This window comes from Embleya scabrispora DSM 41855, assembly GCF_000372745.1.
Taxonomy (GTDB): domain Bacteria; phylum Actinomycetota; class Actinomycetes; order Streptomycetales; family Streptomycetaceae; genus Embleya; species Embleya scabrispora.
Map to the genome: position 1 here is coordinate 198,401 of NZ_KB889741.1, position 14,760 is coordinate 213,160.

Sequence of the window (14,760 nt, forward strand, 5' to 3'; positions counted from 1 at the left end):
GCCACCGCCCCCGCGGTGGCCTTCCGCGCGTCCGGTGTCGAACCCGTTCGTGCGGAGCCGGCCGTCGCCCGAACATCCGCCGGGGAAACGCCGGATGAACCCTGCGTCCAGTCCCTGTTGCGGCTTCCGACAGCGAGCCAGGATCAACTCCTGACAACCGGCCTGCCGGTTGGCCACAGTGGGCAACGCCGCGGGCGCACCATGTGCCCACCGCGTCCGCGCGCGGCAGGGGGACATGGTGGGGATCCGAGTTCGCTTGGGCTTGGTCGGCGTGGTGCTACTCGCACTCCTGGCGGGCTTTCTGTCGCCATGGTCCGGCCCGACCGACGCCGCCGCGGCGGACAAGTCCCTGGCCAAACCGCAACGGACCGGGCCGACTTCGGCCACTCCGACCGAACCGCCACCCGCGCCGCCGGCCAGAGTGGACGCCAAGCCGGGCGACGCCCTGTACGAGGCCCGGCAACGGGTCGCCCAAACCGTCGCCGAACGGCAGTCATCCGGGCACCCGACGCCGACCGCGCTGAGCCCGGAGATGCGGGCCACCAACGAAACCCTGGTCCGCCAGGGCCGCGCGCTCGACGAACCGACGGCCGAGCACCCCGACATCGATCTGCCGAAGCGGGTGACCGAGGGCCCTCGACTGGAGCAACTCCCGCATAACAACGGCAGATCGGCCGACGACCCGCCGGTGCCGGACCCGAGTCGGCAGCCGGGTCCGGGGGACGCGCCGAGGCCGGTGCGAAGCGGGCCGGCGTCGGCGCCGCCCGGCGCCCAGTACGGAGTCTGGTACTCGTGGGGGAACTTCAGTGTCGTGCCCACCTATGCTCAAGCCGGCTACGTGTGGGTCTCACTCACCAACAAGTCGAACTACACCTGGCTTGCGAACTCCAGTTTCGCGCTGAGCTACCACCTCTATCGAGCCGACGGATCGCTGTACAACTTCCTCGGGACGCCGACCGCGCTGACCTCCGATGTGCCGGTCGGGGCCACCACGCAGATCTACGCCCAGATCGAGCGGTTGCCCGCAGGGTCGTTCAAGTTGGTCTGGGACGTGCAGGACGACGGCGTCTACTACGTCGATCGCGGCGTGCCGGCCGCCACGCCGATGGCGTTCACCCTTCCGCATCAGCCGCCGTCTGCACGGATCTACGACCCGCCCTACGACGCCACATACGCAAGCCTCGACACCGAACTGTCCATCGGCGTCTACGGCGACGGTTCCCGACCGATTGACGTGCAATACGAACTGTGCCCGCAGAGCGAGCCGGCGAAGCCGTGCCAGGACAGTGGCTGGCTGCGCGTGGGCACGCCAGGCAGCAGTTTCACGCTGTACCACCGATGGCGGCCACCCGCCGCTGCGATGACCTGGAACACCACCTACCTGTGGCGGCTCAGGGTCCGGGACGACAGCGCGACCACACCGTGGAGCGCACAATCGCGTTACTCGACCATCGTCCCTGCGGTCGAGGGCGGGAACCGCCTCGGCATCGACCCCGCCGCCGTGGACCCGGCCGGGGTCGGTCTGTACCGGGGCAACTACACCCGGCAGGAAAAGGACATGAGCATCCCGGCGCGCGGCGGTGCGTTGGAGCTCGTCCGGGTGTACAACAGCGCCAACCCCAAGCGCGGCGTATTCGGGGTTGGTTGGTCCTCGATCCTGGACATGACATCGATCCTGGAACCCGACGGTTTCCTGCGGGTTACCTATCCGGATGGCCGACAGGTGCGCTACGGCCGCAACCCCGACGGGAGTTGGACGCCAGCCTTCGGTGAATCGGCCGGAGCGGAGGTCACCGGGCCGGGAAGCCTGCGCACGGCGGACGGCACCAAATACTGGTTCGGCGACAACGGTCGAGTCAACCAGCTGGTCGGGGTGAGCGGAGAGATCCACTACTTCACCTACGACACGTCGGGTCATGTGCAGTCCATCCGCGACGGTCTGGAACCGTGGAGCCGCGGTTTGTACTTCGGTTGGCTCGGCGCCGACGTCATCTACGTCGCCGACAACGCGGACGGCAGCACCTCCAACGGAGGCCGGTTCGTCAGCTACGACCACGACAACACCGGCTATCTGACCCGGGTTTGCGATGTCCGGCTCGCATGCGGCATGTACGAGTACAACGACCATGGGAGCCCGGCCGCCGTGGGGCGTCTGACCAAGTCGACGCGACCGGATCCGAAGAACTACACGAAGGTGTCCTACACCGGGGACTTCGTCGAGACCGTGACGTTCGCGGACGGCGCGCTGTGGCGGTATGCGCGCGGACCGGCCGCCACGCCCGACACCGCGTTCGTGGTCGCGGTCACCGACCCGAACCAGCTGCGCACCTCGTACGCCTTCAACGCCCGTGCGTCGCTGCTGTATCGCTGGACCGGCAACGGTCCGTCAACCGAGACGAACACGAAGATCTGGGGCTACAACGCGTTCGGGCTGCCCTCGTCCACGCTCGACGAGAACGGGAACGTCACCGAGACGTACTGGACCGCCGGCCGCCCGACCGGCCACAACGCGTACCGCGACGCCAACACCATCGTCAACACCCACATCCGCAACCACCTCGGGCTGCCCGGCGATCCGCTCAACGGACAACCCGAGATGATGCAGGACGCCAACCAACACCAGACCACCTATGCCTACGTTCCCGCCTCCTACGGGAGCCGGTACAGCGCTCTGGTGCAGTCCTCCACGGCCGCGGACGGCGGGGTCACCCGATTCACCTACACCTGCGTGCCGCCGGAGGCGCAACCACCGGTGGTCAACGACCCGCAGGCACCGGCGGGCGCGGTGCAGCCGTGCGGCCTCGCCCGCACTCGGACCGACCCGGACGGTCGCACCACCCGCTACGAGTACAACCGCTTCGGCGACGTGACCCGCACGACGACGCCCACCGGACTGGTCACCGACGTCTTGCACAACCGGGTCGGCCAACCCGTCGAGCAGCGCGTCGACGGCGCCGTGACCACCCTCACCTACGACGCGCTCGGCAACGTGGAGACGGTCACCGAGCCGGCCGTGACGAACTCGATCTCCGGCGTGACCCACCACAAACGCACCACCAACAAGCGGGACGTCAACGGGAATCTGCTCGAAGTTCGGGTGGCCGATCTGACCCCGCCGGAGGCCGGCGGCGACCGCGAGCGAGTCACCGTCTACACCTACGACGTGCGGGATCGGCAGACCACGGTGACCAGCGGTGGGATCTACACGGGCTCGCTCGTCTACGGTTACCTCGGCGAAGTACGCACCAACTACGATCCGTTGGGCACCAGGTACGACTTCGTCTACGACGCGCAGACGCGGCTGACCGACACGTGGCTTCGGCAATTCAGTGTGACCGGGACCGATCCCCGGGATATCCGGGTCGCCGCGCGGCGCTACGACCCGGGCGGCCGGCTCAGCCAGGTGGCGGACGCGATGAACCACTGGGTGGGGTACACCTACACGCCCGATGGACTGCGACTGACCGAGACACTGCGCGGCTTCTACGACCCGGTCACCAACACGACCCGGGACATCCCGCTGCGCACGTACACCTACGACGCGGCCGGAAACGTGGTCAAGGACGTGCAAGGCGCCGGTGCGGCAAGCCTGGTGACCACGTCCGGCTACGACGCGGTCAACCGCAGCATCAGCACGACCCTGGACCCGGGCGGCCTGAACCGGGTGACCACCACCGGCTACAGCAAGGCCGGCGCGGTGACCTCGACGGTGTTGTCGGACGGGCAGACCACGGCCGACGCGACGCGGCAGATCTACGACACCTCGGGGCAGTTGGTCGCAACGGGCGTGCGCACCATGTGCTGCTCGGGCGAGTCGGTGACCGCGTACAAGCGCGATCGTTCGGGCCGGCTGATCGCCACGACCGACCCGCGCGGCGTGCCGGCGATCGGCTCCACCGACCCGCCGAACCCCGCGTTCACCACCGAGCAGACCTACGACGTGCTGGGCCGCGCCCGGGAGACCGTCGAACCGCCGGTGGCGGTCGAGGACGGCGACGGCGCGGCGCCCCGGCAGGCACGTCCGACCGTCACCATCGGCTACAACACATTCGGCGAAGTCACCCACGAGCGTGATGCGTTGGCTCGGGTGACGGTTACCGAGTACAACGCGCAGGGCCGTCGGGTGAAGGTCACCCATCCACAGATGACCAACCCCGACGGGTCCGTCCAGTTCCCGGTGGAGCAGTGGACCTACGACCGGGTCGGGAACCTGACCCAGCATCAGGACCGCTACGGGCGAACGACGACGATGAAGTACGACGCCCGTAACAGGATGTTCCAGGTGACGGCACCCGCTGCCTCGGACAATGCCTCGCCGTACGTGGTGACTTCCACGCACGACGACAACGGCAATGTCGTGTCCCGGCTCGACTCGCTCGGCGCCCAGCAGTTGTGGACGTACGACGGGATGGACCGCAAACGCACCGCGACCGCGCTCCAACGGCTGCCGGGCGGCGGGGTGGACCGCTTCACCACCACGTACACCAGCGACGACCTGGGCCGGATGATCCGGGTGGACACACCCGGCGGGCAGTCCACGGCCTACACCTACACCGCCGACGGGCAGGTGCGGACCGAGACGGTGCGCGGCCACGGGCCGACCACCTACTCCTATGACATCGCCGGTCGGCTGCGCACGACGGTGGACCCGGTCGGGCGGACCGTGGTGAACCTGTGGGACGTCGACGGCAAGTTGTTGGAGTCGGTGGCCAAGGGAAGCGACGGTGCGCCCGCGGGCGAGAAGCACTACGAGTACGACGCGGCCGGCAACGCCACCCGGGTCGGTGGAGAGCGGGGCGGGACCCTCGGCCAGACCTTCCAGAGCAAGGAATACGACGCGGCGGGACGGGTGATCGCGCTGTCCGAGGGCGTCGACCCGGCCGCCGCACAGGTGTTGATCACCCGGTTCGGCTACGACGCGGTCGGCAACCGGACCCGGGTCACCGACGCGGCCGGGCGGGCCACGTACACCACGTACAACACGTGGAACCTGCCGAACACCCGGCGCGAGCCCGCGACGGCCGCACACCCGGCGATTACCGACCGGACCTGGAGCACGTCCTACGACGTGGCCGGGAATCCGACGGTGGCCGCCGAACCGGGCGGCGTGGTGCGGCGGTTCGAGTACGACCGACTGGGTCGGACGGTGCGCGAGAGCGGGACGGGCGCGGACAAGGCGACGGAGCGCACCTTCGGCTACGACGCCGCCGGCCGGGTGACCCACACGCAGAGCGGCACCGCGGAAACCCTGTACCAATACGACGATCGCGGGCTGATGACGCTCTCGACCGGTCACGTGGGCCAGACCCGGTACACCTACGACGGCGACGGCCGGGTCAGGAGCAGCGTCGGCCCGGCCGCGACCGACGGCGTCTCGTGGTGCTACGAGAACTCGGACCTGGTCACGGTCGGCGACACGATTTCGCAGCTCAGTCGCATCTACACGCGGGACGCGGCGGGCCGGGTCACCGGCGAGGAACAAAGACGCGGCATCAAGCAGTTGGCCACACGCAGCTACACCTACGACGCGACCGGTCGGGTGGACACCGACACCGTGCGCAACCCGGCGGGTGGCGTCACCGCGAAGCAGACCTTCCGCTGGGACCTCGAAGGCAACCTGATCGGTTCCAGGACAGAGGGCGAGGTCGCCGGCGCCAAGACCCAGGAGTACACCTACGACCAGGCCGGCCGGTTGTCGAGCGACTTCGACCCGACCGCGCAGACCGGCACGGACTACACGTGGGACGAGGTCGGCAACCGCAAGGCCGCCACGAAATGGGAAGGCACGCCGCAGCAGCATGTGGCCACCGGCGGCAGCTCGTTCGGCTACGACGAACGCAACCGGCTGGTCCAGGCCAGTGATCCGGTTGCGGGAACCACGGACTACACGTGGGACGCGAACGGCACACTGGCGCGGACCACGCGCCGGGCGGTGGGCGCGCCGGTGTCGACCGTGGACCAGAGCTTCGACGCGTTCGGCCGATTGACCGCCGACGGTACGGCGTCCTACGAGTACGACGCGTTGGACCGATTGACCACGTCGCGCAACACGGATCCGGCCGGCTACCGGCGGTTCGGCTACAACGGGTTCGACAAGGAGCCCGCGACGGACGGCCGGTGGTGGTTCACCCGCAGCGGGGATACCGTTCTGGGCGCCCGGGACGGACCGCCGGACACCACGTTCGCGGCGCGCAAGTCGACGGCGGATGCCGCGGATCCGCCCTCGGGCGCCGCGCCGGCGTACGGCGTGCTGACCAACGCGCACCATGACGCCATCGCGCTGATCGATTCGACGACCGGTGCGATCTCGGGGTCGCGTTCCTACGACGCGTTCGGGAAGGTGACCGCGTCGGCGGGGGCGCAGGCGCCGATCGGCTTCCAGGGGTCGTGGACCGACGAGACGACGGGTCGGGTCCAGGCACAGGCGCGGTGGTACGACCCGACGACGGGCTCGTTCGCGTCGAGGGATACGGCGGCGGTGCCGATGAGCGGGTCGGCGTCGACCAACCGGTACGGATACGGCGAGGGGAATCCGACCAGTACGTGGGATCCGACCGGGCACTTCCTGGGTATCCCGGGCACGCCCAGTGTCAGCACGCTCGAACACGCGGCTTCGAAGGGGATCTCGCTCGCCGGAAACGCCGTGAAATCCGCCGCCAAGCCGGTGGCACGGGCCGGGCTGCGGGTGGCGCTGCGCGGCGCGGTCCTCGCGGTCGCGTCGGTGCTCACGCCCGAAGTCCTGCTCGTCGTCGGTGCGGTGGTCCTGGTCGCGCTGGTCACCGGCGTGGTGGTCTGGGTCGTCGTCAACGCGGACGGCTCGACCACGCCCGTCCGGACGCCGGAGGCCCCGGCGGTGCGCACCGACCCGCCGGTGGACGTCCAGCCCGCATGTTGCCCGCCGCCTCCGCCGCCCGCAGATCCTCCGCCGCCTCCACCCCCGTACATCACCGGCACCAGCACGACGACGTCCTGGAAGGCCTGGTCGACGGTCGACAAGTACTTCGACAGCACCTTCGCCTACGAACGCACCGACTGGTACCGCTACACCGAGACCCACAAGTGGAACCAGTGGTCGACGGGTGACACCACCTCGGGCGGGTGGACCAGCCTGTTCGAGCACTACTGGAAGACCATCGCCCGGCGCCTGATCGACCTGGACCACGCGCTGCGGGTCGAGGTGAGTCAGGTGCCGGACACGGCGAAGGCACCCGACCTACCCTCCGGGGCACCCCTGACCGGAACCTGCGGCGCGGGCGGCTCGACCGCCTCCTGTGGGTCCGGCCCGGGCCCGGGTGACCTGCACCTGATCGGCGACTGCGACGGCCGGTTCGGCCCCGACGCGATGCAGGACTGCCACGTCGACACCCCGCCCGGCGACCCGGGCGACCCCAACACCCGCCTCTCCAAGTGCCGAGGCGTCACCGGCGCGGGCTCCTCATGCATCACCGGCAACGCACCGGTCGGCACCCAACCGACCGGTGCGGACCCGAGCTGCCACAGCTTCCCGGCCGGCACCGGCGTGCTGATGGCCGACGGCAGCACCAAGGCCATCCAGGAGGTCAAGCCCGGCGATACCGTCCTGGCGACCGACCCGGAATCCGGCGAAACCAAACCCCGCACCGTTCTGGCGGCGATTACCACCGAGGGCGACAAGGACTTCGTCGATATCACCGTCAAAACCGACAAGGGCGACGCCTCCATCATCGCCACCACCAACCACCCCTTCTGGGCTCCCGACCTCAAACAATGGATAAACGCCGGCGACCTCCAGCCCGGCCAATTCCTCCAAACCGCCGCCGGCACCTGGGTGCAGGTAGGCGCCGTCCGGTATGTACACGGCCGACAGCGCACCCACGACCTGACCGTCGACGTCGCGCATTCGTACTACGTGTCGGCGGTGCGGGTATCGATCCTGGTACACAACTCTTCCGATGAGGCTTGTGGGATACACCTGGCCCTTGGTCTCGAGACGATTCGGGGAAGAGGGGTGGGAACGCTCGACAAGTTTGCCCGGATGCAAAGTGCAGTGACGTATAAGGATGGAACTTTCCACGATATTCTGCCTCGAGGAATGGCCACTCATGACGGCTTGGCCAAGATGATCGACCGTGTAGTCGCGGGAGGAGGGAGAATCAGCTTCAATTTGGATGGAATTCAGGATGTCGAGGGAATTCTGGCGGGTAAAGATTATGGCAGCGGATGGACCTCTCACGAGTTGCGATATATCTGCGGGAATTCGGCGGCAAGAGAAGTCACGACATTCTTCAACGGAAGCGCGCCTTGTTAGAAACGCGAGGTAGTGGTCATGTCGCTACAGATCTCATCCGATGACGATCGGGACGACACGCGTCTCGTGATGGTGGACCTTCCAGGGGGGACGGGCCGCGTTCAGGCCGAACTTACGGCTCGTGAACCCAGGCCGGGAGGCTTCGAATGGCTGCGGGTGAGGATGAGGATCTGGTATCGACACGTCCTCGCCGAGAAGCCCTATACGGAATCGATCGAGGTCGGTTGCGTCGAAACCTGGGTGCCCATCGATGCGGTGACCTTTCCGGATGACGGCAACTACGGGGATGTGCCCGTTCTTGCGCCCGGCGAGGGCCGACCCGCGGGTGCCCCTCGCTATTCGATGCCTTGGGACGAGTGATCCGGTAGCTGAGCTGGGATGTCCTGTGTTGTTGGCGCGTGTGAGGATTGCGCGGTGACTGACGTGGGTTGGGACGTGGCGCTGGTGGGGCGGGGCGAGGAGGTCGCCCGGCTCGACGAGGCGTTGGCGCGGGGACGGGCGGGGGATCCGTGCGCCGTGTTGCTCGCCGGGGACGCCGGGGTGGGCAAGACGCGGTTGCTCGCGGAGGCCGCCGCTCGGGCCGCCGGGGCCGGGACGACCGTGTTGACCGGGCATTGTGTGGACCTGGGGGACGTCGGGCTGCCCTATCTGCCGCTGGTCGAGGTGCTGCGCGGGCTGGACGCCGATGCCCGGTACGCCGAGGTGCTGGCCGCGCATCCGGCCGTCGAGCGGCTGCTGCGGGCCGGCGGGGGTGCGGCGGAGTACGCCGGCGCGCTGCCCGACGCCGGTGTGCGGCTGCGGTTGCTGGAGGACGTCGCGGCGCTGCTCGGTGACCTCGCCGAGCGGGCTCCCGTGCTGCTCGTGGTCGAGGATCTGCACTGGGCCGACCAGTCGACCCGCGATCTGCTGCGCTTCCTGCTCAGTCGGCTGCTGCCGCAGCGCCCGGGCGGCGCGGCGTACCAGCGGCTCACCGTGCTCGTGTCCTACCGGTCCGACGACCTGCATCGGCGGCACCCGCTGCGCCCGCTGTTGGCCGAGTTGGTTCGGCTGCCCTCCGTCGGGCGGTTGGATCTGCGGCCGATGGACGACGAGGACGTGGCCAGCCTGGTCCGCGGCCTGGCCGCCGACCCGTTGCCCGAGGACACCGTGCGGGCCATCGTCGAGCGGGCCGAGGGCAACGCGTTCTACGCGCAGGAATTGCGTGCCGCGACCGATGCCACGGCCGGCGGCGTGCCCAGCGGCCTGGCCGAGGTGCTGCTCACCCGGATCGAGCAGTTGTCGGGCACCGCCCAGCGGGTGATCCGTACCGCCGCCGTGGCCGGTCGCCGAGTCGAACACGGTCTGCTCCGAGACGCCGTCGATCTGCCCGACGACGAGTTGGACACCGCGCTACGCGAGGCGGTCGGGCGGCACCTGTTGGTGGCCGCCGAGGGGGACACCTACGCGTTCCGGCACGCGCTGATCCGCGAGGCGGCGTACGCGGACCTGTTGCCGGGTGAACGAGTGCGGATCCACGGGGTGTTCGCGCGGTTGCTCGGTGACCCGGGACGGCGGGTGGGCAGTTCGGCCGAGCGCGCCGTTCATCACCGGGCCGGTCACGACCTGCCCGGTGCGCTCTCCGCGTCGGTCGAGGCGGCCGACCACGCCGCGCGCGTCGGTGCGCCCGCCGAGGAGATGCGTTGGCTGGAGGCCGCCCTGGAGGTATGGGACGCGGTGCCCAACGCGCGGGAGTTGGCCGACACCGACGACGTGTCGCTGATGCTGCGCGCGTCCGCGGCCGCGGTCGGGGCCGGCGAGGCGCACCGTGCCGTCGCCTTCGCGCGTACCGCCCTGGACCGGCTCGGCGCAAACGCGGACATCGACCTCGCGGTGACCGTCCGTTACACGCTCGCGTCCAGCCTGATGAGCGTGGACGACCTTCAGGCCGCGTTCGAGTACAGCCGCCAGGCACTGGCGATGATCCCGGCCGAGCCACTGTCGCGCACCTGGTTGTGGGCGGCGGTCACGTTCGTGCAGGCCGCGTACTACTCCAGGGACGACGAAACCGCCCGACGGGTCGGTCGCCAGGTTTTGGCCGCCGCCGAGGAACTGGGTACCGACGACGCCCGCGCCGACGCGATCATCTCGCTGACCGGCCTGGAATGGGACAGTCGACAGTCTCCCGAGGGACGGGAACGGCTGAGCCAGGCACGCGAGTTGGCTCGCCGCGCCGGCAACACGACGATCGAGCTGCGGGCGCTGTTCAACCTGGCCATGGGCAGCTTCGAGTCCGGCCTGCTCCAGGAGAGCCTGCGCTGGTTGGACGACGGCCTGGACCTGGCCCGTCGCACCACCAGGTCCTCGTCGCCGCATCCGCTCGACATGCGCTACCTGCGCGCCCAACTCCTGTACACGCTGGGCCGATGGGACGACGCGCTGGCGGCGGTGCCCTCGGCGGTGCCCTCGTCGGCGTTCGGGCATGTCGCCTCGGCGGCACTGTACGTCCCGCTGGGTCGCGGCGAGCCAGGTGTCGTGGAGCGGGCGCGGGCCCTGTTCGAGGCGCGACCGTTCAACTGGATGGGCACGCTCGTGGGCGGCCTGGTGCTGACCGACGAGGCGGTCTGGCGCGGCGATTCCCGCGCGGCGGCCGACTGGGCGCGACGCGTGCTGGGCGAACTGGCCGAGGAGCGCAACCCCTACCCGGACGTGGGTATCCGGCTGTCCGCCCTGGCGCTGTCGGCGATCGGCGACACGGCGGCCGACCTGCGGGCGGCGGGCGATGCCGAGGGTGCGCAGCAAGCGGTGACCGCGGCGCGGGAGTTCATCGAACTGGCCCGTACCACGGCCGGTTGGCCGGGCCGGCGCTATCCGCGCAGCGGATCCGAGGGCCGCGCCTGGTTGCTGCGCGCCGAGGCCGAGTGGTCGCGGGTGTCCGGCGATGCGGACGTCGCGCTGTGGGAGAAGACGGTCGAGGCGTACGACTACGGCAATGTTTTCGAGGCGGCGCGCAGCGAACTGCGGTTGGCCCAGGCGCTGGTGGCGGCGGGCCGCCGGGACGAGGCGGCCGACCTGGCGCGGCGGGTGCGGGAGACGGCGGATCGGCTGGGCTCGGTGCCGCTGCGGGACGCGGTGGACGCGACGGTGCGGCGCGCGCGGCTGGGCGATCCCGACTCGGCGCCGGCCGGCGAGGTGATGTTGACCGCGCGCGAACAGGAGGTGTTGCAGCTGCTGGCCAAGGGTCGGACCAACCGGCAGATCGGCGAGGAACTGTTCATCAGCGCCAAGACCGCGAGTGTGCACGTCTCCAACATCATGGCCAAGGTCGGCGCGTCCCGCCGCACCGAGGCGGTGGCGCTGGCTCGACGCAGCGGGTTGATCCCGGACTGGTAACACAGGGCAGCGCATGCGTGGTTCGCAAGAGAAAAGTGCATCGTTCGCGGAGAAAGTGGCATTGGCCGCCGGAATCCAGCGTACATACGCTGGTTCGACCGCACGCGTACGACGCGCGCCCCATCCCCGCTTGCCCCACTCCGACTTGCCCCGTATCCCCCTTACTCCATGGACGGACCACAGGGACCACAAGCATCCTCGGGAGCCTCCTGTGAGAAGCACACGAATTGTGCTGTGCGCGCTGCTCGTCACCTGGGCCGTCGGCGTCCCACCCGCCGTCGCTTCGTCGATCGCACCGGCGTCGTCGGCAGGCCGGAGCGCGTTCGCCCTGTCCAGCGCCGCCTTCGTCGACGGCGGCTTCATCCCCAAGATCCACGAGTGCACCAGCGGGGGCGGCAACGACCCCGCCAAGAAGAATGAGTCCCCGCCCCTGACCTGGTCCGGTGCCCCGGCCGCCGCCCGGAGCTACGCGATCGTCATGCGCGATCTCGACAACGCCGACCTCATTCACTGGGTCGTCTACGACATCCCGGCGAACACGACCTCCCTCCCACAAAACGTCGACCACGCCTACCGCCCCTCGGTCCCCGCGGGAGCCAGGCAGATCTACTACCGGGGAAGCGCGAGCCTCTACGGCTACCAGGGACCCTGCTCACCCTCGACAGTGAACACCTACGAGTTCGTCGTTTACGTACTCGACCAGCCGTCCCTCCCCGGCCTGAACTCCGGCTCGTCCACCCGGACCGCCGCCAGGACCATCGCCGCGGCCTCGATCGCCTCCGCCGGGATCCGCGGCGAGTCGTAGCCTTTTCCGACCGCTCAGGGGGTCGGGGGGTGCGTTGGCGGTGACGGGGGACGGCATCCGTGGGGATGGCGCGGAGCGGGACGCCGGTGTCGCCGGGGTACGACGCGCGGGCCGGGTCGGGGCGCTCGCGAGGCGGACTCACCGGGAAGATCCACCTGTCGGCCGAACGCCCTTTCGGATCCATTTCGCCGGGCTTTCCAACCCATCGGCACCCGTAGCGCACCCCGGTCCCGGGCATACCGTACTTGTCGGCCGGGAGGGGTTCGCGGATGACCGGGCAAATGCCTGCGGAAATGGGAGAGTTCGACGAGCTGGGGCAGGGGTACGACACTCCCTTCGACGGGGACGCGGCGAACGCGGGCCTGGGGCGGATGGTCACCCGGTTGCCGGTCGCGCTCGCGCAGGTGTGGCGGCTGTCCCGGGCGGCGAGTCGGCGTGCCACGTGGCTGCTGGTGCTCGCCCAGTCGGCGGCGGGGGTGGCCACCGCACTGGCGTTGCTGGCCACCGCACGCGCGTTGGGGGCACTGTTCGCCTCGGGGCCGGCGCCGGATCGGGTCGGCGCGGCGCTGCCCGCGGTGGTCGCGGTGGTGCTGGCCACGGCCGTGCGGGCGGGATTGGAGACGGTGGTCGCGGCGACCCAGGCGCGGTTGTCGCCGGGAATTCGCCGGGTGGCCGAGAACCGGCTGCACGCCGCGGCGGTCGGCGCGGACCTGGGCGCGTTCGACGACGCGGACTGGCACGACGCGCTGGCTCGGGCCCGGGATCGTGGCATCGACCACGCGCAACTGGCCCTGGGACACGCGGTCGAGCTGCTCGGGGCGCTGGTCGGCCTGCTGGTCGGGATCGGCGTGGTGACCGGGTTGCATCCGGTACTGCTGCCGCTGCTGGTCCTGTCGATCGCGCCGCAGGGGTGGGCGGCGCTGCGCTCGGCCCGGATCGGCTTCGAGGGCATGGTGCAGCGGATGACGCTGTATCGGCGGCTGTGGCTGTTCGCCGATCTGCTCAGCGCCCGGGAGGCGGCGGCGGAGGTGCGCGCCTGTACCGCCGAGCGGCCGTTGCTCGCCGAATTCCGGCGGCTGGCCGGGTCGGTGGAACGGGCCGAGGTCGGGGTCGGCTATGCGCAGGTCCGGGTGGGCGTGATCGGACGGACCCTGTCCGGCCTGGCCTTGGGCGCCACCTATGTCGCGCTGGGTCTGCTGGTGCGCGCCGAGATCGTGCCGCTCGCGGTGGCGGGTACGGCGGTGTTGGCGGTGCGCACCGCGAGCGGTTCGCTGGCCACGTTGATGGTGGCCGTCGACCGGCTCTATGAGAAGTCCTTGTACATCACCGACTATCACGCCTTCCTGGACGAGGCGAGGGCGCGTTCGCGGCCGTCGGCGACCCGGGCGGTGCCGGTCGGCTTCGCCGAGATCCGGTTGCGGGACGTGTACTTCGGCTACCCAGGCAGCGCGGAGTCGGCGTTGCGCGGGGTGGATCTGGTGATCCGGCGCGGGGAGACGGTGGCCCTGGTCGGCGAGAACGGGTCGGGAAAGACCACGCTGGCACTCCTGTTGGCCGCGCTCTACCACCCGGACAAGGGCACGGTGCATTGGGACGACGCCGATCTGGCCGAGGTCGACCCGGTCGGGATCCGCGAGCAGGTGGCGCTGGTGATGCAACAGCCGACCCGCTGGCCGCTGACGGCGCGGGGCAACATCGTGCTGGGGCGCGCGGATCGGGTCGATCCGGACGGCGCGGCCATGGAGAGGGCGGCGCGGGACGCGGGCGCGGACGAGCTGATCTCGCGGCTGCCGCACGGGTACGAGACGTTGTTGTCGAAGAAGTTTCGGGCCGGGGTGGATCTGTCCGGCGGGCAGTGGCAGCGGATCGGCATCGCACGCGGGTTCTATCGGGATGCGCGGCTGTTGATCGCGGACGAGCCGACGGCTGCGTTGGACGCGCGGGCGGAGCACGCGGTGTACGCGAACATCCGGCGATTGGCGGCGGGGCGGACGGTGGTGCTGATCAGCCATCGGCTGGCTTCGGTGCGGGAGTGTGATCGGATCGTGGTGCTGGAACGGGGTGCGGTGGCGCAGCAGGGTACGCACGAGCAGTTGATGCGGGAGGGGGGCCTGTACGCGGAGCTGTATCGGTTGCAGGCGGCGGCGTATGTCGAGTCGGGGTGAACTCGCTTTTGGCGTCGCGGCCTCACGCGTGGGCCGGGCTGAGTGGCCTCAGGCGCCGGCCCGGCTACTTGGCCTCGAGCGCCGGCCGGGCTGGTTGGACCCGACCTTCGGCCGAGGTGGCCTCGAACGCCGCT

At 70.0% G+C, this 14,760-nt stretch carries 5 protein-coding genes; all 5 read left to right on the top strand.

Annotation, left to right across the window (positions count from 1 at the left end):
- The first annotated feature begins 271 nt into the window (after nt 1-271).
- The 5 genes from A3IC_RS0150380 (at nt 272) to A3IC_RS61270 (ending at nt 14,626) form a co-directional block, all read left to right on the top strand.
- Nucleotides 272-8,287, top strand: a complete 8,016-nt coding sequence (locus A3IC_RS0150380; RefSeq protein ID WP_158696446.1) for an RHS repeat-associated core domain-containing protein — start codon at nt 272-274, stop codon at nt 8,285-8,287.
- An 18-nt stretch (nt 8,288-8,305) separates the two neighbouring features.
- Complete coding sequence (locus tag A3IC_RS0150385; protein WP_158696447.1) at nt 8,306-8,647, top strand: hypothetical protein; 342 nt, start codon at nt 8,306-8,308, stop codon at nt 8,645-8,647.
- A gap of 18 nt (nt 8,648-8,665) precedes the next feature.
- Nucleotides 8,666-11,656 carry a helix-turn-helix transcriptional regulator gene (locus A3IC_RS0150390; RefSeq protein WP_106669264.1) on the top strand — a complete coding sequence of 997 codons (2,991 nt, stop codon included), beginning with the start codon at nt 8,666-8,668 and terminating at the stop codon, nt 11,654-11,656.
- A 211-nt stretch (nt 11,657-11,867) separates the two neighbouring features.
- Nucleotides 11,868-12,461: a YbhB/YbcL family Raf kinase inhibitor-like protein gene (locus tag A3IC_RS0150395; protein WP_245600008.1), complete on the top strand. Its 594-nt coding sequence runs from the start codon at nt 11,868-11,870 to the stop codon at nt 12,459-12,461.
- A 269-nt stretch (nt 12,462-12,730) separates the two neighbouring features.
- A complete protein-coding gene (locus A3IC_RS61270) occupies nt 12,731-14,626 on the top strand; it encodes an ABC transporter ATP-binding protein (RefSeq protein ID WP_086018569.1) in 1,896 nt (631 codons plus the stop codon).
- Nucleotides 14,627-14,760: the final 134 nt, after the last annotated feature.

Excerpts from the sequence above, each read along its gene's own strand:
- A3IC_RS0150385 (WP_158696447.1), top strand. The coding sequence starts at position 8,306 with ATGTCGCTACAGATCTCATCCGATGACGATCGGGACGACACGCGTCTC.
- A3IC_RS0150390 (WP_106669264.1), top strand. The coding sequence starts at position 8,666 with ATGTCCTGTGTTGTTGGCGCGTGTGAGGATTGCGCGGTGACTGACGTG.
- A3IC_RS61270 (WP_086018569.1), top strand. The coding sequence starts at position 12,731 with ATGACCGGGCAAATGCCTGCGGAAATGGGAGAGTTCGACGAGCTGGGG.